Below are 24,215 nucleotides of genomic sequence, written 5' to 3' on the forward strand. Positions count from 1 at the left end.
GAGTAAAAACACTATTACCCCCCCAAGAAGTTCTAAACAATATTTTTGGGCATTTGTAGTTTTAAACAAGACTAATGGGTTCAAATTATTATGGGCCCATCTTATTTATTATATTTGCAAACTTTTGTATATATATGAGGCATTTAACCATATTGATATTAAGCATTTTAAGTATCCATTTATCTCATTCCCAAATTCATGAAGTTGGACTTTTTTTGGGAGGTAGTAATTTTATTGGTGATGTTGGTGCTACAAATTATATAGCCCCAAATCAACTTGCTTTTGGCGGCGTTTATAAATGGAATAGAAGCCCTAGACACTCGTGGCGTGCATCATTAATTTTTACAGAATTAGAAGGCGTCGACACAAATTCAGACGATCTAAGGCGAATACAAAGAGGCTATGAATTTACTAATGAAATCATAGAACTTTCTTTAGGAATGGAATTTACTTTTTTTGATTTCGATCTGCATACCGGAAAAAAATTGACAACACCTTATTTATATGGAGGTATTAGTGTTGCCCATCACGACGACTATTATTTTTTGAATGGCGTTCAAACTCAAGAAAATACTAGTAACTGGACCTTTGGTATTCCAATGGCCCTAGGCTTAAAAACAACGTTTCTAGATAATTTTATTTTAAGTGTAGAAGTAGGTGCTAGATATACCTTTTCAGATGGATTGGATGGCAGTGTACCCAATGATGAAAATTTGCAACAATATAGATTTGGAAATATAAACAACTACGATTGGTATGTGTTTTCAGGTATCACACTAACCTATACTTTTGGACTAAACCCTTGTTATTGCCCAGAAAATTAAATGGATGTAATTGAAGACATAAAAAGTAAAACACTACCCAAACATATAGCTATTATTATGGATGGCAATGGCAGGTGGGCCAAACAAAAAGGCATGTTGCGTACTTTTGGCCACGAAAATGGCGCTAAGGCTGTTAAACGAGCTGTTGAAGCTTCGGCTGAATTGGGTATAAAAAACTTAACACTTTACGCATTTTCTACAGAAAACTGGAACAGGCCCAAACTAGAGGTACAAACCTTAATGAAGCTTTTGGTTACTTCGTTAAAAAAAGAGATTAAAACTCTTCAAGACAATGACATACAACTTTCTGCAATAGGCAACTTAACAACTTTACCAACTAAGGTTCATAAAGAACTGCTTGAGGTTATTGAAGCCACAAAAAACAATAATCGTATGATATTAACCCTAGCGCTAAGCTACGGTTCTAGGGAAGAATTGATAAACACAGTTAAAGAAATTAGCATTAAAGTTAAAAATAATATAATTTCGCCCGAAAAAATTGATGAATCAATTATAAATGAGCATCTTTACACGCAAAATTTACCAGACGTAGATTTACTTATCAGGACCAGTGGAGAAAAACGTATAAGTAACTTTTTACTATGGCAAATTGCATACGCCGAATTGTACTTTACCAATACACTTTGGCCAGATTTTACAAAGCAACATTTGTATGAATCGATTATTGAATATCAAAAAAGAGAACGACGATTTGGGAAAACAAGTGAACAACTCAGCTAAGAGTCTATACCTATCTGCTTATAAAAAAGCCTGTGCAATAGTTTTAGTTTTCATTGCCAGCTTCAATTGCCTACAAGCTCAAAATATATCGAACAGTAAAAAATATACTATTGGAGGCATTACAGTTTCTGGAAACACAACCTTTAGCGATCAAACCATAATTTCATATTCCCGATTAAGGGAAGGTAAGGAAATAAGTGTTCCTGGAGAAGATATTGCTTTTGCAATTAAAAAGTTATGGGACTCTAAATTGTTTAGTGATATTGAAATTTACCGTGTTTTTGAAGGGGATACCGTTTACTTGGAAATCAGATTGTCCGATTTACCTCAACTTAATGAGATTAAAGTTAATGGTGTAAAAAAAGGAAAAATAGAAGGTATTATTAAAGACAATAAATTAAACAAAGGTGTTAAGGTTACTGAAAACCTTATTAAAACTACCGAAAACTTTTTAGAGACCAAGTACAAAAAGGAAGGCTTTTTAAACACTAAAGTACACATTAACACCATAGAGGTTAAAGACTCCATTAAAACCCCTCGGGTAAACATGGTCCTTAATATCGATAAAGGCGAGAAGGTTAAAATTAAGGATATTGTGTTTAATGGCAATACGGTTTTAAATAACAAAAAGCTTAGAAAGGCTATGAAGAGCACAAAAAAAATAAATAGGCTTCGTATCCTTAAACGCTCAAAATATGTCGATTCTGCCTACCAAGCCGATCTAGGTCATGTTATAGATAAATATAAAGAAAATGGTTACAGGGATGCCCGTATTATATCTGACAGCCTAATTATAAATAACGATAAAACCATATCATTAAAGATCGATGTTAACGAAGGTAACCTATATACCTTTGGAGATATTAAATTTATTGGTAATACGGTTTACAGCGACCAATTTTTAAACAGAATCTTACGTATAAAAAAGGGAGATACATACAATGGCGTGTTATTGGAAAAAAGAATTGAAGATCCCTCTAAACCGGATGCAATTGATATTAAAAATCAATACCAAAACAATGGTTATTTGTTTTCAGATGTTAACCCTGTTGAAGTAAGTGCCGACAATAATGTTATTGATCTTGAAATTAGAATCATAGAAGGCAAACCGGCTTATTTTAACAACATTAGTGTTTCTGGCAACGATAAAACCAACGACCATGTTATATACCGTGAACTACGCACACGCCCAGGACAACTTTATAGTAAAGCCAATGTAGTACGTACCATAAGGGAACTGGGACAGTTAGGTTTTTTCGACGCTCAGGAATTAACTCCAGACATACAAAACCCTAATCCTAATGAAGGTACGGTAGATATTGAATACAAGGTAAAAGAAGCTGGATCCAGCCAAATTGAGCTTCAAGGCGGCTATGGAGGCGGTGGCTTTATTGGTACTTTAGGGCTTTCGTTTAACAATTTTGCCATAAAAGATATTTTCAACAAAAAGGCCTACAAACCCATACCTATGGGAGATGGCCAGAAATTAGCATTACGTTTGCAAGCCAGTCGTTTTTACCAAACCTATAGTTTTTCATTTTCAGAGCCATGGTTAGGCGGTAAACGTCCTGTACAGTTTTCGGCGTCCATTTCCCATACCAAACAGTTTTTATACGACTTCATAACAAGAAAGGCTGATAAATCCCGACGGTTTAATATTACGGGAGTTACACTTGGACTAGCAAAGCGTTTATCGGTGCCAGATGATTATTTTACCTTATCACAAGCTATTAGTTTTCAACACTACGATTTACAAAATTACAATACAGGACTTTTTACGTTTGGTAACGGTAGTTCAAAGAACTTGTCCTACACTGTTGGTTTAAGTAGAAACAATACACGTATAGATCCTATTTTTCCTACGGGAGGATCTAGTTTTGCAGTTACTGCCAAACTATCTATTCCTTATTCATTATTTAACAATGTAGATTATGCAGCCTTAAAAAGTGAACGCGATGAAAAGCAAGAAATTTTATCCAATCCAAATAGTTCAAATGCTGACAGAACAGATGCTTCAAATAGAATTGGTGAAATAGACCAGGAACGCTACAATTGGTTAGAATTTTATAAGATTAGCTTTAAGGGTGATTGGTATACACAACTTGTGAAAAACCTAGTTTTAAAGCCAAGTATAGAGTTTGGTTTTCTAGGAGCCTATAATAATGATAGAGGAGTTATTCCATTTGAACGTTATTTCCTAGGTGGTGATGGCTTAGGAGGTTATAGCCTAGATGGCCGGGAAACTATTGCTTTACGAGGTTATCCTAACCAATCGTTATCCAATCAAGATGGTGGCACCATTTACAATAAATTTTCGTTGGAATTGCGCTACCCCATTACGCTTGGAGCATCAGCAAAAATTTATGGGCTTACGTTTATAGAAGGTGGTGCTTCCTATAACAGTTTTAGGGATTACAATCCATTTAATATTAAGCGTTCTGCTGGTTTGGGCGTGCGTATTTTTATGCCTGCTTTTGGGCTGTTAGGAATAGACTTTGGGCATGGTTTCGATACCATTCCTGGAGATACTGGCACAAAGCATGGGTGGGAAACCCACTTTATTATTGGACAACAATTTTAATTAGGTATTTAATTTTGGCACGATATTTTCTAACATCTATGTATTGATAAGAAATGAGCTATAACAAGAAGTTTATACCAACCGAAATGATTATTGGTGAATTACATCTGACCAATAAAAAACAATGAAATATAAACAGATGAAATTTTTAAGATTAAAATTCGTTAATTTTGAAATGAGCAATCTAAAATTTTTATTTTGCGAATGGTATCCAACTATTAAAAATTAATGAAATTAATCAAGATGAAACATAAGGTTCTTTTTTTATTGACATTCGTATTCTTGTCCTGTTTTTCTGTTCAAGCGCAAAGAGGTGTAAGAATTGGATATATAGACACAGAGTATATTTTGGAAAATGTACCAGAATATCAAGAAGCTACAACGCAATTGGAAAATAAGGCTCAAAAATGGAAAACTGAAATTGATGGACGTTTAAGTGAATTGGATCAAAAGCGTACCGCACTGAGTAATGAAAAAGCCTTATTGACCAAGGAGCTTATCGATGAACGTGAAGAGGATTTGTATTATGAAGAAAAGGAGATCTTGGATTATCAGCAAAAGCGATTTGGCCCTAATGGTGACCTGTTTATTCAGAAAAAACAATTGATGCAACCCATACAAGATCAAATTTTCGCCGCAGTACAAGATGTAGCAGCTGGTAAAAAGTATGATTTTATTTTTGATAAGTCGGCAGATGTGGTGATGTTGTACTCCAATAAGGCCTACGATTTAAGCGATCAAATATTAAGAACTATAACACGATCGTCCAAACGCAGACAAGTTTCATCAAAAGCGGAGCGTAAAGCTGCCGAGGAAGAAGAGTTGGTTCCAGAAATAAATTATGAACTCGAAGAACGCGAACGAGCCTTAGAGGAGAAAAAAACAGAACGGGAAAGTGCCATTGAAAAACGAAGACAAGAGATTTTAGCAAACAGAGAAGCTAAAAAGAAAGCTGCTGAAGAGCGCAGACAACAAATTTTAGACGAACGTGCCAAAGCAAGGGAGGATAAGTTACAATCGAGGGACGAAAACACCAATGACGATGGAAAAAGTGCAACTGAAAAAAGTAGCATTCAAACCACTAAGGATTCAATAACTGTAGAAACTCCTAAAACCAGGGAGCAACTCATTGAAGAGAACCGACAAAAAAAATTAGCAGATAGGGAAAAACGTAAAAAGGAACTAGAAGAACGTAAAAAGAAAATATTAGAAGAGCGCCAAAAAGCTATTGAAGAACGACAAAAGGCCAAGGACTCTCTAAACAACAATTAACAATTTATAACACATTTAATACTATTTAAAACAATGAAACATTTAAAAACTATTTTATTGGCAGCGGCATTATGTATAGGAACGGTTAGTTTTTCACAAGCCCAGAGTAAAGTTGCTCATATAAATACTGCTGAATTGATTAACGCGATGCCAGAAATGAAAGCGGCTCAATCTGAATTGGAGTCTTTAGGAAAAACCTATCAGGCTGATATGCAAGCTTCCATTACCGAGTACCAAAATACAGTAAAGCAATATGAAGCCGAAGCAGCTACAAAAACTGATGAAGAGAACCAAAAAAGAGGTTTAGAACTACAGGAAAAGCAACAACGCATCCAACAGTTTCAAGCCGATGCACAACAAGATATGCAGAAGAAAGAAATTGACTTATTAAAGCCAATAACTGAAAAAGCCAGAACGGCTATTTTAAAAGTCGCAAGGGCCCAAGGCTTCGATTATGTTTTGGATTCTTCACAAAATATCGTTATTATGTCTGATGGCAAAAACCTATTGGACGACGTTAAGAAAGAATTAGGTATTTAATTGTCATTCCTGCCTACGCAGGAATCTTTCCAAATAACAAAAAAGCTGCTGTTTACTGAGGTTATTCAAAGTAATTAGCAGCTTTTTCTTTAACTTGGATTTGTCATTCTGAACGCAGTGAAGAATCTCTTATTGTAGTATAATAGATCCTTCAGTCAACCTTTGGCCTCCTTCTGAATGACAAAAGAAATAGTTAATTTTATAGGAATTTAAGTTAAATGAACAAACAACCTATTGGTATTTTCGACTCTGGTGTTGGCGGCACATCTATCTGGAAAGAGATACATACCCTTTTACCACATGAAAACACTATTTATCTAGCCGATAGTGCCAACGCCCCTTATGGCATAAAAGGCAAACAGACCATCATTGATTTAAGTATAAAAAACACCGAATTCCTTTTAGAAAGAAACTGCAAACTTATTGTGGTAGCCTGTAATACAGCCACCACTAATGCCATAGATTACCTAAGGCAAAACTATAACGTTCCTTTTATAGGTATAGAACCTGCCATAAAACCTGCAGCGCTTCAAACTAAAAATCAAGCAATAGGCATATTAGCTACCAAAGGGACATTAAGCAGTTCTTTATTTTCTAAGACCTCTACCTTGTTTGCCAGCAATATTAAAGTGGTAGAACAGGTTGGTGATGGCATTGTGGAACTTATTGAAACAGGGAAACTATATTCAGATGACATGAGGGCCCTTTTAAACCTATATTTAAAGCCCATGCTTGAAGCCAATATTGATTATTTGGTTTTAGGTTGCACCCATTACCCATATTTAATCCCTATTCTTAACGATTTACTGCCTCATCATGTAAAAATTATAGATTCAGGTGAAGCTGTGGCACGGCAAACCAAAGCTGTATTGGAAAAAAATCAATTGATTAACCCACAAAAAAACAAAGCACAAATTCAGTTTTTTACAAATGGTAATCCAGAAGTAATGCAATCCGTTTTAGGTAAAAACATCTCTATTAAATATTTAAGTTTTTAATTTCAGAACATTCACTTTTCCTTAAACCACCCAGAATATTTAATATAGTTATTGGCAATTCGATTGATTTCACCCGAAATAAGCTCCTCGCTTATATCCTTTACTTTTTTGGCCGGTACACCTGCATAAATGCTTCCTGCTTCGACCCGCGTATTTTGTGTAACAACAGCTCCTGCCGCAATAATGCTTTTGCTCTCTACCACACAATCGTCCATAATAATACTGCCCATACCCACCAACACATTGTCATGTATGGTACAACCATGTACAATGGCATTATGCCCAATGGACACATTATCACCTATATTGGTTGGTGATTTTTGATAAGTGGCATGTATTACTGCCCCATCTTGAACGTTAACCTTATTACCCATTTTTATATAATGCACATCACCTCGAATTACGGCATTAAACCATACACTACACTGGTTTCCCATAACTACATCTCCCACTATGGTTGCATTTTCGGCAATATAACAGTCACTTGGTATTTGGGGTGACCTTCCTTTTACTGCTTTTATTATTGGCATAAACTCGGTTATTTTAGATTCCCGTTTTATTCATTGATTCTTATTTCATATTCATGAATTCATGAATCTTCGATTTCACGGGAATGATAATTTCAGCGGAAACCCCGATGCAAGCATACAGGGAATTCTTTTCGATTAAAACTAGATTATACTTATTGAGATTCCCGCCTTCGCGGGAATGACAAAAGGGTTATTTAAAATAAGCCAGCAACTCCGATTTTCTGGAAGCCGACACCATAAGTTCCTTTCCGTTACTTAACACGACACTTCCTCCTTTTCCTTTTTGGTATTTTACCACTTCGTTTACGTTTACCAAATACGATTTATGTACACGTGCAAAACTAGCATTTACTAAGGCTTCTTCAAAATATTTAAGTGTCTTACTTACCAGTTTCTTTTTATTATTTTTTAAATAGATTTCGGTATAATTATCATCGGCTTTACAATATAAAATAGTTGAAGTATCTATGACTTCAAACCCATCTAATTGCGGAATGGTAATCTTACCATTTACGGCACTTGTTTTTGGAACCAAAACCTGATTTTGCAGAGCCTCTTCTTTCCTCTTAATCTCTGTAACATAATCTACGGCCTTAATGAGCTCATCAATAGAAATAGGTTTCATTAAGTAATAAGAGGCATGGGCATTTAGGGCTTCTATAGCATAATGGTTATAAGCCGTTACAAATATGGTTTCGAAGTTAATATCACCAACTTTTTCCAATAAATCGAAGGCATTGCCATAGGGCATTTCCACATCCAGAAAGACCAAATCTAAATCGTTGTTACGTATTAAAACTAGGGCATCATCTATATTGACAGCTTCACCCAAAACCATAATGCTAGGGCAGTATTTTTTAAGGTAATTCTTTAGAATCTCCCTACTGGTCTCTTCATCTTCTACGATAATGGCGTTTAGTTTCATACTTTTGATTTTACGATTAATTCTTTAATATGTTTAGACAAGCTCAGCATGACAATATATTTTCATTTGGGTTTAACGGTTTTTATGGTAACATCAAATTCCATACTGTGTGTAATGCCAAAACAATTGTTACTTTGTCAGTCCGAGCCTGTCGAGGACTTATCTCTATGATCTGGATGCCCATATTCTGAATAATTTTTTGAAAATTCAACCAAGTCATTCCAGTTTTCATTAATCAATGCCTCCTTCTTTTTATGGGACCATCCTTTGATTTGTTTTTCAATTTCAATTGCTTCACTCGGATTGGTACATTGCAAATACCATTTAAGTTCAACTGGACGTCTTGAAAATGTATAACCATCTATTTTGTATCCTTGGTGATGTTGATTAAGTCTTCGTTCCAAATCATTTGTCATACCAGTATAATAGGTATTGTCTGAACAGATCAATATGTATACATAATAAAACTTCATACTATTATTGATTATGCTTCGACAAGCTCAGCATGACATAGTCCCTTAATTTGTCCTTTTACTCATTCATGGGCTAATTTGAAATTTTCCTCTTCATTGCCTATTCCTAGTTGAACTGTCAGTCCGAGCCTGTCGAGGATGAACTTTCCTTAACTCGCGCCAGTTTATGCTTCGACAAGCTCAGCATGACAAAACATATTGATTTGGCTTTACTGCTCATTCTAACACACATGAACTGGTTACTGCAACTGCATACTGCCAACTTTTTAATCCCTTTTAAGTGTTACTGTTACTTTTGTGCCTGTATCATCCGCATATTGTAAATCGCTAACAAAAACATTAACCTTGTCTTTATACATGGTATTTAAAATAGCGACCCTTTTTTTAATGTTGTCCATACCTTTTGAGTTTTGCCTCTGCTGGTTTTTTGTTTTTAAGGCTTTTGATTTTCTCCTACCAATACCATCATCGGTAATTGTTATGGTTATTTCATCATCCTTGGTTTGTGTTATTGAAATAGCTAAGTGCCCCTTTTCTTTTTTATACCTAAGGCCGTGCCAAACCGCATTTTCTATATAAGGCTGCAACAACATTGGAGGAATTACAAAATCATCAATATTAACATATTCATCAACGTTTATGATATAATCAAACTTATCCTTAAATCTAAAATGTTCCAATTGGGTGTACAGTTTAAGCAATTCAATCTCTTTCCCCAGCGGAATGAAATCTTCATCACTGTTCTCCAAAACAGCACGCATTAATAGGGAGAAATCACTTAAATATTTGTTGGCCGTGCGTTCGTCGTTTGAAGCAATAAAACTGTTTACCGAGTTTAAGGCATTGAAAATGAAATGCGGATTCATCTGGCTACGCAAACTTTTTAGTGCCAATAAATTATTTGCTAACCGTTGTTGCCTTATATACTTATACATTAAAAAAGCCGTTAACAATAATAACAGCAAACCTCCAATAAGTGAATAGATAATAAGTGTTTGACGCTTGGACTGCTCTATGGATAGCTGATATTTACTTTCGGAAAGAGCACGTCCGCTTTCCAAACTTAAAATACGGTTTTGTTTTGCGGTAAGGTCTCGGCGAATACGTTCGGCTTGCGATATTTCTTGCTCCCTTTTTATATAAACTTGATCTACTAAATCTACATATTCCTGATATTTTGTCAATGCCTTATCATAATCACCTGCACTTTTATATACTTCTGAAAGTTTTCTTGTAGCATCCTTTTTTACAATTAAATCGGCTTTATCATGAGCTTCCTCGATACTTTTTTCCAGATAAGGTATAGCTTTATCGTAATTACCCTGAAGAGCATAGGCATTCCCTATTTTATAGTTTTGCTTTTGGGGAGTTAGTGCACTTTCATTATTAAAAACAGAGTCTTTTTCTATTTCATTAATCTCATTTAAGGCTTCTTTGCGCAATGAGATTTCACTTGAAAATTCATTGATATCGTTTTCAAAATCGGCCACTTTTAATTTTTCTTCAACCGCCCGCTTCTTATTGACCGTATTAGCCAATTTTAGCGATTGATTAAAGTAGTCTCTGGCCTTTTCGGGTTCTCCTTTAGCACTGTATACCTCTGCTAATTTTGAATTTAAATCGGTTGTCTTAGGTTTAATCCCATGTTCTTCTGCTATCTCCAAGCCTGTTTTATAAGCATTAACAGAAGCATCAAAATCTTTAATTAAAAAATAAACATTACCTAAACCTTCATACAAGGATACCAAATGCCAATTAGACAATTCCTTTTTATTAATAGCCTTATATATCTGTAAACTTTCCTGATAATTTTTGTTTAACATGTAGGCCTTAGCCAACTTCAAATTTGTTTCATTGGACGTTACACTTTGAAGACTAATCCTGTAATTATAAATGGCCAAATCGTATTGTTTCCAATGCATATTGATGTCGCCTAAAACTTCATATATCTCACTATTTTCTTTTACAGAACTACTTACCTTCAAAGCATCAGTAATAAACTGAATGCTTTTTTGGGCATCAATTTTTAGATAGGCTTCAGCAGAATCCACCAAAGATTTAAAGGAAGTTTCCTTTTTCAATTTCTTTTTGCTCCTAATATATTCTCTATCATCATTATTAGGCTCCACCTGTACTTCAATACGTTCGTTGCTCCGTATGGTATAATAAATAGTTTGAAAATCGGTATGACTTATGGTCAATTCATCACCTATACGCACTTCAATCCTAAATTCACCAAAACTATTTGTATAAGTGTAAACACCTCCGTTAACTTCAATATTTACATTTGGAATAGGGTTACGGGTATCGCTTTCTATTACAGAACCTCTTACCATAAATCTTGAGTTATCACCTATGCCCCCTCTATCTTGAGCTGTTGCTGCAACAACACTTAAGACCAAACAAAACAACAGGACAATGTTTTTGACGCGTTCCATAATAACTTTTATATAGCTAAACTTACGCACTTTATCTGGCATAATAAAATGCTCTTTAAATGAAAAACAATGATTTTTAATTAAATATAGATGCTTCCCTAATTCTAGTCGTTGTTTTACATAATGAAGTATGCCATTCGCTCATTGTAAATTTTTTATTGAAAAGTTTGATTTTAGATTTAATCCATTAATCGATAAACATTAATCCTATGAAAATTAAATCACTTTTGTTGGCAATCTTTATAACTACTTGCACTCATGCACAAAATGGCACAAAAAACTTTATAGACCTTCCCTATATTGAAGTTACAGGAACTATTGAAACCGAAATTACACCAAATGAAATTTATCTAAACATTGTTTTAAGTGAAAACAACTCAAAAGGACGATTAAGTGTTGAAGAACAGGAAAATAGAATGATTGCCATATTGAAATCATTAGAGATTGATTTAGAAAAAGACTTTTCCATATTAAACTTTGATGGGTATTTCAAAAGAAAATTTCTAGGCGAAAATGAGGTTACAAAAACCAAACGCTATGAGTTAATTGTTCATGATGGCAAGACTTTGGGAAAGTTTTATTTAGCATTGGACAACCTAAACATTTCAAACCTATCGATTACAAAAGTTAGTCATACAGATATTGAAAATATAACAAAGGAAATTAAACTTAAAGCCTTAAAAGTTGCAAAAGAAAAAGCTATCGATTATGCCAGTGCTATTAACCAAACTATTGGAAAAGCCATTTTCATCCAAGAGCAAAACTCAGCCAATTTAAGCACTTTAAATGGTTACGCAAATGGTATAGTAATACGGGGCGCAAGTAGTCTTTATGGTTCAAGAACATTTGAAGAAAAAATACAAAATCTAAACTTTAAGAACATTGCAGTTAACGCCTCAGTACTAGCTAGGTTTATTATTAACTAATAAGGTCTTAAAAAAGCTTCCTCTTCTTCTGTTCATTCGACGAAACTGAATCCAACTCTGAGTAATTTGAAGTATGAAATACTTTTTGATTAAAAACAGTACATTAAGTTTAAGGAAAAGAAATCAATCGAATATAAAAAGGAGTTAGCCTAATTTACCGCAGGACAATTACAATCAAAGCGTTCCCTCTTACAGTTAAAATTATAACCCAAGGTAATTTGATGAAAACCGCCATTGGTAAACACCAACGAATTACTTTGGTATGTGTAGTTATAAGCGAACATAAATTGATTGACATTTGCTCCCAAAATGGGGGTTAATTGCTGTAACCGTTGACTGTTAACACTTCCTCCATCTAAGTATTCTGCCCCATCAAAACTATTCCTATAGGAAAGACCACCCCAAATCTTCCCAAACTCCATTTGCTTGTATACCTTGCCATTGATATCTATGGAGGCTTCTTGGGTAGCATCCCTATACTGGAACATAATAGATGGCTCGTAGCTCCATTCACTGTCCAGTTTACCCAAAACGCCACCAACAGATAACAAATAACGTCTTAAATTACTGGTAATCTCAATATCCCTATTGACACCTGAATTCTTTAGTATATTCTTAACCGTAGCATGGGCGTAAAAATCTAAAAAATGATACGAAAATCCAAAATCGATATTCAAGTTGGTCTCACTTTCTACGGTTCCAGAAATAATTGGGTCTGGCCCATCAAAAGGAAACGTAGTTTCATCTAATTTATATTGTATAAAACCAACACTCAAACCAAAAGACAACATATTTAAGTCTATCTCATTCCTAGAAAACATAATATGATGGGCATAAGTTGCATAGGCCCCAGTTTGTGAATGGTAACCATTTTTATCGGTATACAGAATCCCTCCAAAAGCCGATGGAGAATCACCTACTCTACCATTCAAGCTTAACGTCAACAGTTTGGGTGCATCCTCATGACCAAACCATTGTTGCCTAGCAGTGAGCCTTACTTTGGAACAGTTGGCCACTCCGGCCATAGAAGGATGGATGAGGTAATAGTTATCGGTCAAATAATCAGTATATACAGGCAAGCCTTCTTGAGACAAAGCAATTTTTGTAAAAAAAACTACTATCAGTATAAAAATTATTTTTATTATTTTCATGAATGTGTTTTTATTATCTCAGATATTATCAGCATAAAAAACTATTCTATAAAAGAGAAGAATACTAATTTCATTTTCTGAATTTATCTTTTTAATGTAAAATGGGCCCTAAACACTTTTTGAATGTTGTCTAATGGTTCATAGTACTTGACAGTAAACCAATAATCATCACTTGGTTGTTTATCTCCATTAAAAGTACCATCCCATCCAATCCCGTTAGGGTTTAATTGTTTTAATAATTTTCCATAGCGGTCAAATATATAAATTTCTGAGTTTGGATAGTCTGCAATTCCTTTAATATTCCATGTGTCATTAAATCCATCTCCATTGGGGGTAAAAAATTTAGGATAATCAATAATAATCTTAATTTCAGAAATTTCATTGCAATTTAACAAATCACGAACATATATAGTGTGTTCACCTCCCGCTATTCGTTCAAATACATTTGAAGATTGCCATAAACCATCATTTAATCTAAACTCATACTCTCCTAAACCTACGACCATAACTTCTATTGAATTATTCTTTGAAAACGTTTGTGTTAATAATTCTATTGAAATAGTCTCAGGCGGATACGAACCCACAACTTCAGTACCAACCATATTATCACAGCCTGTAGTTCTATTGGTTACCAACACTGTATAATGCCCAGGTTTAGTAGGTGTATAGTAAGAACTCGTCGCTCCACTAATTACAGTTCCTATAGGGTCTAACATGGCTTCAGATACTGTAGCATTGAACCATTGAAACGTATACTCTGTAATATCCAATTGGGTGTCTATTGGAGGAATACTTAAAAAAGGTGTATTTACAGGGTCTAAAACTTCATTATTATTATTCAGACAAATAACATACTCTTCTTCTATTCTAATTTTTGGCAAATGATTAACTACTAACTTAATTGGAACTACTATAAAACATTCATTTGAGGCAAATTTCACATTGGCATAAATAGTCTGGAGAGTAGGTATATTATTTTCAAAATTATTCGGGTCTTCTATTATGCTATTATTCCTTGCTAAAGCATCTAATTCATTTATATAATAGGTGAAAATATAGTCGGAAGCATTCAAACCATTTAAAATTTCGTCTTCCCTTATGGTTAGATCGAATAGAGCTGTATCAGCCTTATTGATTTCACAAGCTTCAATAGGTAGTGGCGAACTATTTAAATTACCATAAAGAATTGTTTTTAACGACAAATTTACAGTTGAGGAGCACCTATTTGATCCCGTTGCCAATACTATTATATCTTTATCTAAAACTGTATTTAGATAGTTTTTAGGTTTAGTTATAGGATTATTATTTTCTAAGTCAAGGAGCGTTTCAAAATATGCTAATTCAATTGAACCATCCCCACCCGTAATCTGTTCTTCCCTAATTGTCAAATCATATTCGGCTGTAACATCATCACTACATTTTTTAATAGATTCTGGTTCGAATATGATAGGATTTTTGTTTACTATTAGATTAAAACTCATATCAATGTTAAAGCACTCATTAATATCACTGACTCCATTACCGTTTTCATCAAATTGAGCACGAACATATATAGTTTGAGGGTTACTAGTATTTAAATAATTAGAATCATTTGTAATTGGAATGTTATCCAAAGCATCCTGTTTGGTAACATGGTAGCTAATTAAAATAGGTGTCGTTTGAGACCCAATTATTTCTGTATTTTTTGTGGTTAAATTAAAATTACTGAAATCGTCATTGCCACACAAAACATAGTCACTTATTTCTTTTTGTAATGGTATTGGTTTTACAATTAAAGTGATATGGCTTCCCAAGCCAAGGCACGAATTAGTTATATTGCTGTCTACTCTTACATATATTTGTTGAACTATGGGCGAAGTTTCATTTCTATGATTACCAATGTCTGCAATAGCATTGATTTCAGATAATGCATCTATCTCACTTGTATAATAGGATATGGTAAGCTCTTGTCCGTTATTTGGAAATAAACTTTTTATCTTGTCCTGTGCTTCGCTAAAATTAAAAGTAGTTATACCATTGGAGCTATCATTATCTAAAGTTTTATCATCGCATGCTTGAAATGTTAAATTAAACGCTTTAGGTATTTGGGTTGCGCTTACCAATAAATCTACTGTTGCAATTCGATAACATCCGTTTGAGTTTTCTACTCTTACATAAACCTTATCATTTAATATACTTTTATTTGAATAATCTAAAACATTAGTAATTTGGTCAATAGCTAATGCATCTTTTGCTCCAGCTTCACTTTCATAATAGGTAAACGTTTCATTAATTGAATTAGAAGAAACTAAAGTGTTCGCTTCGGTTAAATTAAAAATAGTAAATCCATCGTTGTCATCATCACATTGTATTAAAGAGACATTAGAATTAATTACTGGAAGGGAATTGACCACTAAATTAAATGCTGTGACACCAAAACAAGTTGGATTAACTTTATTTTCTACCCTCGCATATACAGTTTGGGGATTGGCCATATTTTGTATTAATGAACCAATCTGGGTATTCACCAATCCAATACTAGCATCATCCTGTGATTGGTAAAACCTTACCTCATAATCTAATGAAGGTTGATCTCCTAATATTTCATCTACTTTTGTAGATAAATCGAAAAGGGCCAATCCATCACTATTAGAACCACTTTCCACATCATCACAAAGGTCGTAATCCAAAGGTGTATTGGCAATGGTTTCTTTAATTACTGAAATATTGAAACTCACTACTTCAAAACATGTTTGTGTTCTTTCTGCGATCCTAATCCAAATAGTTTCTTTTTCTTGTGTATTGGTATATGCTTCTGGTGATGTAATAGGATTGTCATTACTTCTAGCATCCTCTTCACTTAGGTGAAAACTCATTATAAAGTCTGCTTCCCGTTGAGGACCCAACACTATGTTCTTATTCTCATTGAAATCAAAAACGCCTATCAAATCCTCATCGGTATTACATAATACCATATTTTTTGGAGGCTCAAATACTATTGGGCTTTGAGCAAACTCAATTCTAATATCATCTGATATAACACAGTTTTTTCTTGCAATATCTATTTCTACTCCATAAATCCCATCTTCTGTAACATTGTATATGGAATTTGTTTCTCCTAAAATTTCAACACCATTTTTAAACCACTTATATGTTGTTCCAGGTATGTTTAATGTTACATCCAAACTAAAAGGGGTTCCACTACAAACGGGATTTCCGCTTCTAACAGTTCGATCTGGGCCTAAATTCCCTCCAATATTAAAACTTCCTGCTTCTAAAAAAATGGCCGAATCCCAAATAGCATCTCCTTGGTCTGCAACTACAATTTTAATTTCGTAAGTTTTATCAGGCTCCACATTAGCTTTAGCAGTTAATACCTTTGTTCTACCGCCATAGTTCGTGTCAGGTAAATTATATCCTTCAAACAAATCAGTATTAGAACTACATTCCCTGGAACCATTAATATTAGTAACACTAACCGCTTGACCACTAGGCAATACAGCCAAATTCCTGTATTGGGTTGTACCCACTTCCCTTAACAAAAAAGCAAAACTATCTGCATATACGCACTCTGTAGAACCATCGTACTCTTCGGAAGCCATTAAAAACCGGAAGCTTACGGTATTAATTAATGGTGTAAAATTAAACTTAACATAGGTTGCATCAAAAGTACTTCCTTGCCTCAATGCATTTTCTAAATCTGCATCACCCGGAAGGCCATTATCATTAGAAGGGTATGCCCCAGGAGCATTATTAAAAACATTCCCCGCTTCGTGAGCTCTTCCGTTTGTAATAATAATACCATTTTCGAAAGGAAAATCACTTGACAAAGGCTTTTTAAAATACCCATAACTCTTTGTAGTTAGTTGAGATGGTGTCCCTTTTACTTGAGAAGAAAAAGTGTCAACAGTAAAACAATCACTAGGCATTAGAACTTGTTCCACAAGTTCGCTCAAAGAAAATCCTGATTCTATATCTGCTTGGTCATTTACACTTATAATTTGCGCATTACTTTTAAAGTAAAACAATCCAATTACCAACAGTATATATATGTTCTTTTTCATTCTATTCAAAAGACAAAACTTTTATTTTATAACATTAGTATAAAAGTTTACTAATAAACAATCTCTTTTAAGTTTTATACGTAAAAAAAAATAATACCCTAATAAAATCCTCATTAATTTTGTAGTAAAGTGCAAAACTTTAAGCATCGCTCTAAGTTTCTTTTAGTATTTTTGAAAAAAATAGCCAAAATGAATACTTTCAAGGTTTCCATACAGAAAACAAGCAACGACAATATTATAAAATTTGAAGTAAATCAATTCATAACCAAACATCAAAGCTTTGAATTTAATAACATAGATGAAGCCAAACCATCTCCCTTAGCACAGCAGTTATTTTATTTGCCATTTATAAAAAAAGTATATATCTCAGGAAATTTTATTGCTGTGGAGCGTTATAATATTGTAGAATGGGAAGATGTACAAGATGAAGTGGCCGAGCAAATTGAAGCCTATCTAAACGATGGAGGCTTAGTAATTGAAGATGCTTCCAGTTCACCAAAAAAAATACCTGTAACGGTATACGCGGAAAGCACACCAAACCCTTCGGTCATGAAGTTTGTGGTAAATAAAAAAATAGCAACCTCACTTTATGAATTTACTTCAATAGATGAAGCTAAATTATCACCTTTAGCAACTGCTTTATTTCATTTTCCTTTTGTAAAAAGTGTTTTTATTGAAGAAAACTATATATCCATTACTAAATATGACATGGCAGAATGGCAAGATATTACCCTTGAACTCCGAGAGTTTATTAAAAGCTTTATTGAAGACGGAAAGAATATTGTATTGCCAGAAGCAACTGAGAAATTTAAACAATCTACAGAACAACTAGACCATCAATTTGATGCCCTTGACGATACTTCTAAAGAAATCATCAACATTCTTGAAGAATATGTAAAACCGGCTGTTGCAAGTGATGGCGGTAATATTCAATTCATTGGCTACGATGCTGAAAACAAAAACGTGAGCGTTATGTTACAAGGGGCTTGTAGCGGTTGCCCTTCATCCACTTTTACTTTAAAAAATGGCATAGAAAATATGTTACAACAAATGCTTCCTGGAAAAGTGAACACTGTGGAAGCTATCAATGGTTAAATTGCCCTTTTTAAACCACAAATCATTAGCGTTCAATTTCTTGAACGCATTTTATATCTTATATTTAGACCTTAAAAATCCTTATGAAGCAGATATTCTATTTAGTTCCGCTTTTATTAATTACATTAATAAGCTGTAAAGGAAAGAACCAAAATACTATGGAACATAAATTCACCAATGCTCTTATAAACGAAACGAGTCCGTATCTTTTACAACACGCCCACAACCCTGTAAATTGGCATCCTTGGAATGAGCAAACACTAGACAAAGCTAAATCTGAAAACAAGTTATTGCTCATTAGTATTGGTTATGCTGCTTGTCATTGGTGCCATGTTATGGAGCATGAAAGCTTTGAGGATAGTTTGGTTGCACAAGTGATGAACAAAAATTTTGTGAATATAAAAGTAGATCGTGAAGAACGGCCAGATGTAGACCAGGTCTATATGAATGCCGTACAACTTATGACAGGTAGCGGTGGATGGCCCTTAAATGCTGTCGCTTTGCCAGATGGCAGACCTGTTTGGGGAGGCACTTATTTTAAGAAAGAACAATGGATAAATGCTTTAGAGCAAATTTCTAAGCTTTATGAAGAAAAACCGGAGAAGTTATACGAATATGCCGATAAACTTGAGGAAGGCATTAAATCTTTGGATGTTGTTCAATTAAATGTCTCCGAACCTGTTTTTGAAAAACAATATATAGATGACGCTGTAGCTCACTGGTACAAACAGTTCGACCATAATTTTGGAGGACTTAATCGTGCCCCTAAATTTATGATGCCTAACAATTATCATTTCCTGCTTAGATATGCCTATCAAAATAATGACAGTAATATTATGGATTTCGTAAACCTTACACTTACCAAAATAGCTTATGGTGGTGTTTTTGACCATGTTGGCGGGGGATTTTCAAGATATTCTGTAGACACCAAATGGCATGTGCCTCATTTTGAAAAAATGTTATATGACAATGCGCAGTTAGTTAGTTTATTTGCCGATGCCTATCTGTTGACCAAAAATGACTTATATAAAGATGTCATTACAGAAACCTTAGACTATGTAAAAGAAGAAATGACTAATAATGAAGGTGCTTTTTACTCGTCGTTGGATGCCGATAGTAATACTCCTGAGGGTAAATTGGAAGAAGGCGCTTTTTATGTATGGAAAAAAGAAGATCTTAAAGCACTTTTAAAAGAAGATTTTGAACTGTTTTCAGACTATTATAACATTAACAATTTTGGACTTTGGGAACATGAAAATTATGTGCTTATAAGAAAGGATTCTGACGAAAACATTATCAAAAAGCACAATCTTGATCTAGAAGCATTAAATGAAAAGAAAATTAACTGGAAAACTATCTTAACGAAAAAACGCAATACAAGACCTAAACCGAGACTGGACGACAAAACCCTAACCTCCTGGAATGCCTTAATGACAAAAGGGTATATTGATGCCTATCGCGTACTTGGAAATGCCAATTATCTAGCTTCTGCCAAGAAAAATGCTAACTTTATTTTGAGTACAATGCTACGGGAAGATGGTGGGTTGAACCATAGTTATAAAGACGGCAAAAGTACTATTAATGGTTATCTAGAAGATTATGCATCGGTAATCGATGCATTTATAGCTCTGTATGAAGCTACCTTAGAGCAAAAGTGGCTAAACACTTCAAGAGATTTAGCCAATTATGCTTTCGATCATTTCTTTGACGACAAAAGTAACATGTTCTTTTTTACTTCAGATACTGATGCTTCATTAGTTTCAAGAAGTATAGATTATCGCGACAACGTTATTCCAGGAAGCAACTCTATCATGGCGAAAAACTTGTTTAAGCTAGCTCACTATTTCGACAATGAGCATTACAGTATTACTGCCACAACTATGTTAAATAATGTGACTCTTGAAATGCACGAATACCCCTCAGGATTTTCAAATTGGTTCGACTTAATGCTTAATTACACCAATCCATTTTATGAAGTAGCTATTGTTGGTAAAGAAGCTAAGGAAAAAATCACAGAACTAAATAAAGCCTATATACCCAACAAATTAATTGCAGGAAGCACAAAAGATAGTAACATGCCTTTATTGGAAAACAGGTTTACTCCAGACGACACTTACATATATGTATGTGTTAAAAAAGCTTGTAAATTGCCTGTTACCGAAACAAAAGAGGCTATTAATTTAATTGAAAAATGAGAACACTAACCATTTTTTTGATTGCCTTAGTTGCTTTTGAACATATCTATTTTATGGTTTTGGAAATGTTTCTTTGGACCAAACCCAAGGGGATAAAAACATTTGGTTTAAAGTCTGAAACCTTTGCCAAGAACACTAAAATTCTGGCTGCAAATCAAGGATTGTACAACGGCTTTTTAGCTGCTGGGCTTTTATTTTCCATCATCGAAAAAGATAATAAAACAGCGATTTTCTTTTTAGTTTGCGTAACCATTGCTGGTATTTATGGAGCTTACTCAACAAAGAAATTAAAACTATTTTATGTTCAGGGAATGCCTGCAATCATTACCCTTATAATTACTATAATTTAAAATAATAAATACAAAATCATGGATTTAAAGAATATCAATATAGATACTGAAGAATGGATTAAACTAGCTATAGACTACGGGCTAAAAGTCGTAGCCGCAATTGTTATTTGGGTTGTAGGATCCTGGATTATAAAAAAATTATTAAAAGGCACCAAAAAAGTAATGGCTAAAAGTAATTATGAAGAAAGCCTGCAAAAGTTTTTGTTAAACCTAGTCTATTGGGGATTAAAAATACTACTCATTATTACACTATTAGGAACGCTAGGTATGCCTACAACATCTTTTGCTGCTATTTTAGCAGCAGCTGGTTTGGCTATTGGTATGGCTTTACAAGGTTCATTAGGGAATTTCGCTGGCGGCGTATTGATAATGATATTCAAACCCTTTAAAATTGGCGACCTAATAGAAGCTCAAGGTGAAATTGGCATGGTTAAAGAAATTGAAATTTTCACTACTAAACTTACGGGGCTTTCCAATAAAGAAATTATCATCCCTAATGGTGCTTTATCCAATGGTAATATTGTTAACTACACGACTGAGGGGACACGTCGTGTAGATTTGGTTTTTGGGGTAAGTTATGATGCCGATATAAAGCAGAGTAAAGAGGTGCTTATGAATGTACTAACATCTCACCCAAACGTGCTAAAAGAACCTGCTCCCGCTGTTACCGTATTAGAACTTGCCGATAGTTCGGTAAACTTTGCCGTAAGACCCTGGTGCAAGACCGAAAACTATTGGAACGTGTATTTTGACGTTACTGAAAACACCAAAGAAGCACTTGATGCCGCTGGAATTGAAATTCCATATCCGCATCAAGTGGAGATACAGAAAAAAGGCTAAAATATTGTATCTTTTAACTTTTAGAGCAATTTTTTATTTTTTACTAGGTGTTAACGCTACAAAATCCTTTAAATAATAAGGCTCAAAATAAGCTACATCTTCAAGGTCTCCTTTCTTGTATTTAATATATGCCAGGTTTCCCATTTCGTTGGCTGAAGGTAATTTATTTTCAACAAACACGGCATTAGTATGATTGATAATGGTTTTGGTTTTTTCCACACCATTACCAATAAAATGAACTATTCCTCTTTCCAAATAATCAATAAAAGCAGATTCATCTAAAATATCGGCTTGGGTTTTACGGACTTGATTATAATTTGCATCAAAAACAGCTGCATATACTTCTTTTCTTCGAGCATCCAACATGGAAACTATTACTCCCCTATCAATCTTAACTTGATGTGCTAAAGCCTCTAGAGTAGAAATAGAAATTAATGAGATCCCCAAAGCATAACTCAACCCTTTGGCAGCTGAAACACCAATACGCAAACCTGTGTAGGAGCCAGGTCCTTTACTTACAGCAATGGCACTTAAATCATTTTGGGATATTTTAGCTTGCTTTAAAACGTCTTCAATATAAACATGTAAACGTTCAGCATGCGAATAGTTTTTATCGTAATCTTCTTTTAAAATAATTACTTTACCATTCTTGGAAAGAGACACGGAACAATTGGTTGTCGCTGTTTCGATACTTAAAATATAAGCCACATTAATGAGTTAAAAATTTGCCCATGTAAAAATCCAAAACTTTTGCCTTAAAAGCAAAACCAAATGTAAACATTTTAAATAACATCAAAAGATACAACAATCCTTACGAACCAATTACTGGACTAGTTATTGGAAAGTTTGATTTTTTATGTTTCATCCTAAAGAACAGGTATGATAAAATAGCTATTGTTATCGCCAAAACAGCAATTAAGTAAGCCATAACCTCAAAAAACAACAAATATGAAATATCACCTTTTCCAAAATTTTTATACAATAGCACAAGTACACTACCTAAATATCCAAAGGCATCGGCTATATATATTAAAAAACCCACATTTCCATTAATTTTAAAGGTGGCTATCATTCTATCGAAAAACAACCCTTGAAAAGGAATATAGCAAATGTACATGCTAAACCCAGAAATAACCATCCAAACTATAGGGTTAATCACTTTTATATGAAATAAAAAAGTTGATACAACAAGTAAAACTCCGCCTAAAAACAAAGTTAAATGATATAACAAAAACGCTTTATAGTTTTTAGAAACGGTCCCTATTAAACCAAGGATCACCAAAACTAAAACAGCAATAGGTATTTCAGAATAAGAGTAAATACCTACACTATCCTCATAGCCAAGTACATCCCATATTTCTCGTGCAAAATTATCCCTGAAATCCCGTGCTGCCGTAATAAAAACATAAAAGACGACTATAAGGGTTAATGGAAAGGCAAACGTTTTATACAATGCTAATCGTTCCGATCTATTCAATGGCTTTCTTGCACTCCTACTTTCTTTATCTGCTTCACTAGGCTCCGGCAAACGCTCTAAAAGGTATCCAAAAAATACTAAGGGTATTATAAAAAGCAGACCGGTAACAAAAGGCATCCAAAATTCACTTACACCGAACATATCCATAGTAAATTTACCTATAGATTTTACTACCCCTGAGGATACTATAAAACTGGCACATAAAATAACCCCAAGTACCTCTGTGGCCTTTCTACCTTCTAAATAAGAAAATACAATACCCCAAATCATGCCCAACGGCATTCCATTTAAAAACATAAATACCACATTATATGGCGGAGGTACTAAAGCAAATCCTAAAAGAGCCAGTTCAGCAAAAAGAATAAAACCAATCAACAACATTAAACGCTTGGCTGATTTCATTTCGGCTATAATCTTAATCCCCAAAAACTTTGAAATGGTATAACCTATTACTTGGAAGATAATTATTAGTATCTTATAATCTATATTGAAAACTTCCAAACCCTCATAGGTGGCTACTGTAAAAGGTTTTCTAAATGCATACATACAGAAGTACGCACCAAAAGAGGCTATAGATGCATGTAATAAGAACTTTAGTTTATCATTAATCTTCATAATTTAATATATCTTTTTATATAATTTCATAAATTTTAAAAATCTCAAATATAACGGTAACCTAACCGTAAAAAACAATTAAATTAAAATTAATAACATTTTAATAACCTAGAGGTCCCAAAAATTATATGATTTAATAAATGTACTTTAGCATGTATTATTTAATACCTGAAGTTCTTCACTTAGAACAAAAAAACAAAG

19 protein-coding genes are annotated in these 24,215 nt (G+C 34.0%); 11 read left to right on the forward strand and 8 right to left on the reverse strand.

What is annotated here, in order from left to right; genetic code table 11:
* Window positions 1-134: 134 nt before the first annotated feature.
* From K7G79_RS09785 to murI, 6 genes are all read left to right on the forward strand, one after another.
* Window positions 135-824: a DUF6089 family protein gene (locus tag K7G79_RS09785; RefSeq protein WP_223551399.1), complete on the forward strand. Its 690-nt coding sequence runs from the start codon at window positions 135-137 to the stop codon at window positions 822-824.
* Entirely contained in the window at window positions 825-1,565 is a 741-nt protein-coding gene (locus K7G79_RS09790) for an isoprenyl transferase (RefSeq protein ID WP_223551400.1), read from the forward strand.
* Window positions 1,498-4,146, forward strand: a complete 2,649-nt coding sequence (locus tag K7G79_RS09795; protein ID WP_223551401.1) for an outer membrane protein assembly factor — start codon at window positions 1,498-1,500, stop codon at window positions 4,144-4,146. Before K7G79_RS09790 ends, K7G79_RS09795 begins: the two co-directional genes overlap by 68 nt.
* A gap of 243 nt (window positions 4,147-4,389) precedes the next feature.
* Window positions 4,390-5,418 carry an OmpH family outer membrane protein gene (locus K7G79_RS09800; protein ID WP_223551402.1) on the forward strand — a complete coding sequence of 343 codons (1,029 nt, stop codon included), beginning with the start codon at window positions 4,390-4,392 and terminating at the stop codon, window positions 5,416-5,418.
* A gap of 33 nt (window positions 5,419-5,451) precedes the next feature.
* The gene (locus K7G79_RS09805; protein ID WP_223551403.1) at window positions 5,452-5,958 is read left to right on the forward strand and encodes an OmpH family outer membrane protein; all 507 of its coding nucleotides are present in this window, start codon (window positions 5,452-5,454) and stop codon (window positions 5,956-5,958) included.
* 218 nt (window positions 5,959-6,176) lie between these two features.
* The gene (murI, locus tag K7G79_RS09810) at window positions 6,177-6,956 is read left to right on the forward strand and encodes a glutamate racemase (RefSeq protein ID WP_223551404.1); all 780 of its coding nucleotides are present in this window, start codon (window positions 6,177-6,179) and stop codon (window positions 6,954-6,956) included.
* A gap of 11 nt (window positions 6,957-6,967) precedes the next feature.
* On the opposite strand, the gene K7G79_RS09815 is transcribed toward murI, so the two are convergent.
* The 4 genes from K7G79_RS09815 to K7G79_RS09830 form a co-directional block, all read right to left on the reverse strand.
* Window positions 6,968-7,486, reverse strand: a complete 519-nt coding sequence (locus K7G79_RS09815; protein ID WP_223551405.1) for a gamma carbonic anhydrase family protein — start codon at window positions 7,484-7,486, stop codon at window positions 6,968-6,970.
* Between the two features lie 190 nt (window positions 7,487-7,676).
* Window positions 7,677-8,411 (reverse strand): LytTR family DNA-binding domain-containing protein, encoded by a 735-nt coding sequence (locus K7G79_RS09820; RefSeq protein WP_223551406.1) that lies wholly within the window; start codon window positions 8,409-8,411, stop codon window positions 7,677-7,679.
* A gap of 137 nt (window positions 8,412-8,548) precedes the next feature.
* Window positions 8,549-8,884 carry a GIY-YIG nuclease family protein gene (locus K7G79_RS09825; protein ID WP_223551407.1) on the reverse strand — a complete coding sequence of 112 codons (336 nt, stop codon included), beginning with the start codon at window positions 8,882-8,884 and terminating at the stop codon, window positions 8,549-8,551.
* Between the two features lie 266 nt (window positions 8,885-9,150).
* The gene (locus tag K7G79_RS09830; RefSeq protein WP_223551408.1) at window positions 9,151-11,364 is read right to left on the reverse strand and encodes a histidine kinase; all 2,214 of its coding nucleotides are present in this window, start codon (window positions 11,362-11,364) and stop codon (window positions 9,151-9,153) included.
* Window positions 11,365-11,531: 167 nt separating this feature from the next.
* On the opposite strand from K7G79_RS09830, the gene K7G79_RS09835 reads away from it, so the two are divergent.
* Window positions 11,532-12,248: an SIMPL domain-containing protein gene (locus K7G79_RS09835; RefSeq protein ID WP_223551409.1), complete on the forward strand. Its 717-nt coding sequence runs from the start codon at window positions 11,532-11,534 to the stop codon at window positions 12,246-12,248.
* Between the two features lie 149 nt (window positions 12,249-12,397).
* On the opposite strand, the gene K7G79_RS09840 is transcribed toward K7G79_RS09835, so the two are convergent.
* Complete coding sequence (locus K7G79_RS09840) at window positions 12,398-13,399, reverse strand: type IX secretion system membrane protein PorP/SprF (RefSeq protein WP_223551410.1); 1,002 nt, start codon at window positions 13,397-13,399, stop codon at window positions 12,398-12,400.
* Between the two features lie 83 nt (window positions 13,400-13,482).
* Window positions 13,483-17,442, reverse strand: coding sequence for a T9SS type B sorting domain-containing protein (locus tag K7G79_RS14755; protein WP_304504277.1), 3,960 nt, complete (start codon window positions 17,440-17,442; stop codon window positions 13,483-13,485).
* A 189-nt stretch (window positions 17,443-17,631) separates the two neighbouring features.
* Here K7G79_RS14755 and K7G79_RS09855 point away from each other — a divergent pair, with 189 nt between their 5' ends.
* The 4 genes from K7G79_RS09855 to K7G79_RS09870 all read left to right on the forward strand — a co-directional run bounded on the left by K7G79_RS09855 (window position 17,632) and on the right by K7G79_RS09870 (window position 21,922).
* A complete protein-coding gene (locus K7G79_RS09855) occupies window positions 17,632-18,537 on the forward strand; it encodes a NifU family protein (RefSeq protein ID WP_223551411.1) in 906 nt (301 codons plus the stop codon).
* A gap of 158 nt (window positions 18,538-18,695) precedes the next feature.
* Entirely contained in the window at window positions 18,696-20,732 is a 2,037-nt protein-coding gene (locus tag K7G79_RS09860; RefSeq protein ID WP_223551412.1) for a thioredoxin domain-containing protein, read from the forward strand.
* Entirely contained in the window at window positions 20,729-21,082 is a 354-nt protein-coding gene (locus tag K7G79_RS09865) for a DUF1304 domain-containing protein (RefSeq protein WP_223551413.1), read from the forward strand. Before K7G79_RS09860 ends, K7G79_RS09865 begins: the two co-directional genes overlap by 4 nt.
* A gap of 18 nt (window positions 21,083-21,100) precedes the next feature.
* Window positions 21,101-21,922 (forward strand): mechanosensitive ion channel family protein, encoded by an 822-nt coding sequence (locus K7G79_RS09870; protein ID WP_223551414.1) that lies wholly within the window; start codon window positions 21,101-21,103, stop codon window positions 21,920-21,922.
* A 33-nt stretch (window positions 21,923-21,955) separates the two neighbouring features.
* Here the strand turns inward: K7G79_RS09870 and tsaB are convergent, their stop codons facing one another.
* Both tsaB and K7G79_RS09880 read right to left on the reverse strand, forming a co-directional pair.
* Window positions 21,956-22,630 carry a tRNA (adenosine(37)-N6)-threonylcarbamoyltransferase complex dimerization subunit type 1 TsaB gene (tsaB, locus tag K7G79_RS09875; protein WP_223551415.1) on the reverse strand — a complete coding sequence of 225 codons (675 nt, stop codon included), beginning with the start codon at window positions 22,628-22,630 and terminating at the stop codon, window positions 21,956-21,958.
* A 103-nt stretch (window positions 22,631-22,733) separates the two neighbouring features.
* The gene (locus K7G79_RS09880; RefSeq protein ID WP_223551416.1) at window positions 22,734-24,014 is read right to left on the reverse strand and encodes a DUF5690 family protein; all 1,281 of its coding nucleotides are present in this window, start codon (window positions 24,012-24,014) and stop codon (window positions 22,734-22,736) included.
* Window positions 24,015-24,215: the final 201 nt, after the last annotated feature.

It is taken from the genome of Aestuariivivens sp. NBU2969 (genome assembly GCF_019931125.1).
Taxonomy (GTDB): Bacteria; Bacteroidota; Bacteroidia; order Flavobacteriales; family Flavobacteriaceae; genus Aestuariivivens; species Aestuariivivens marinum.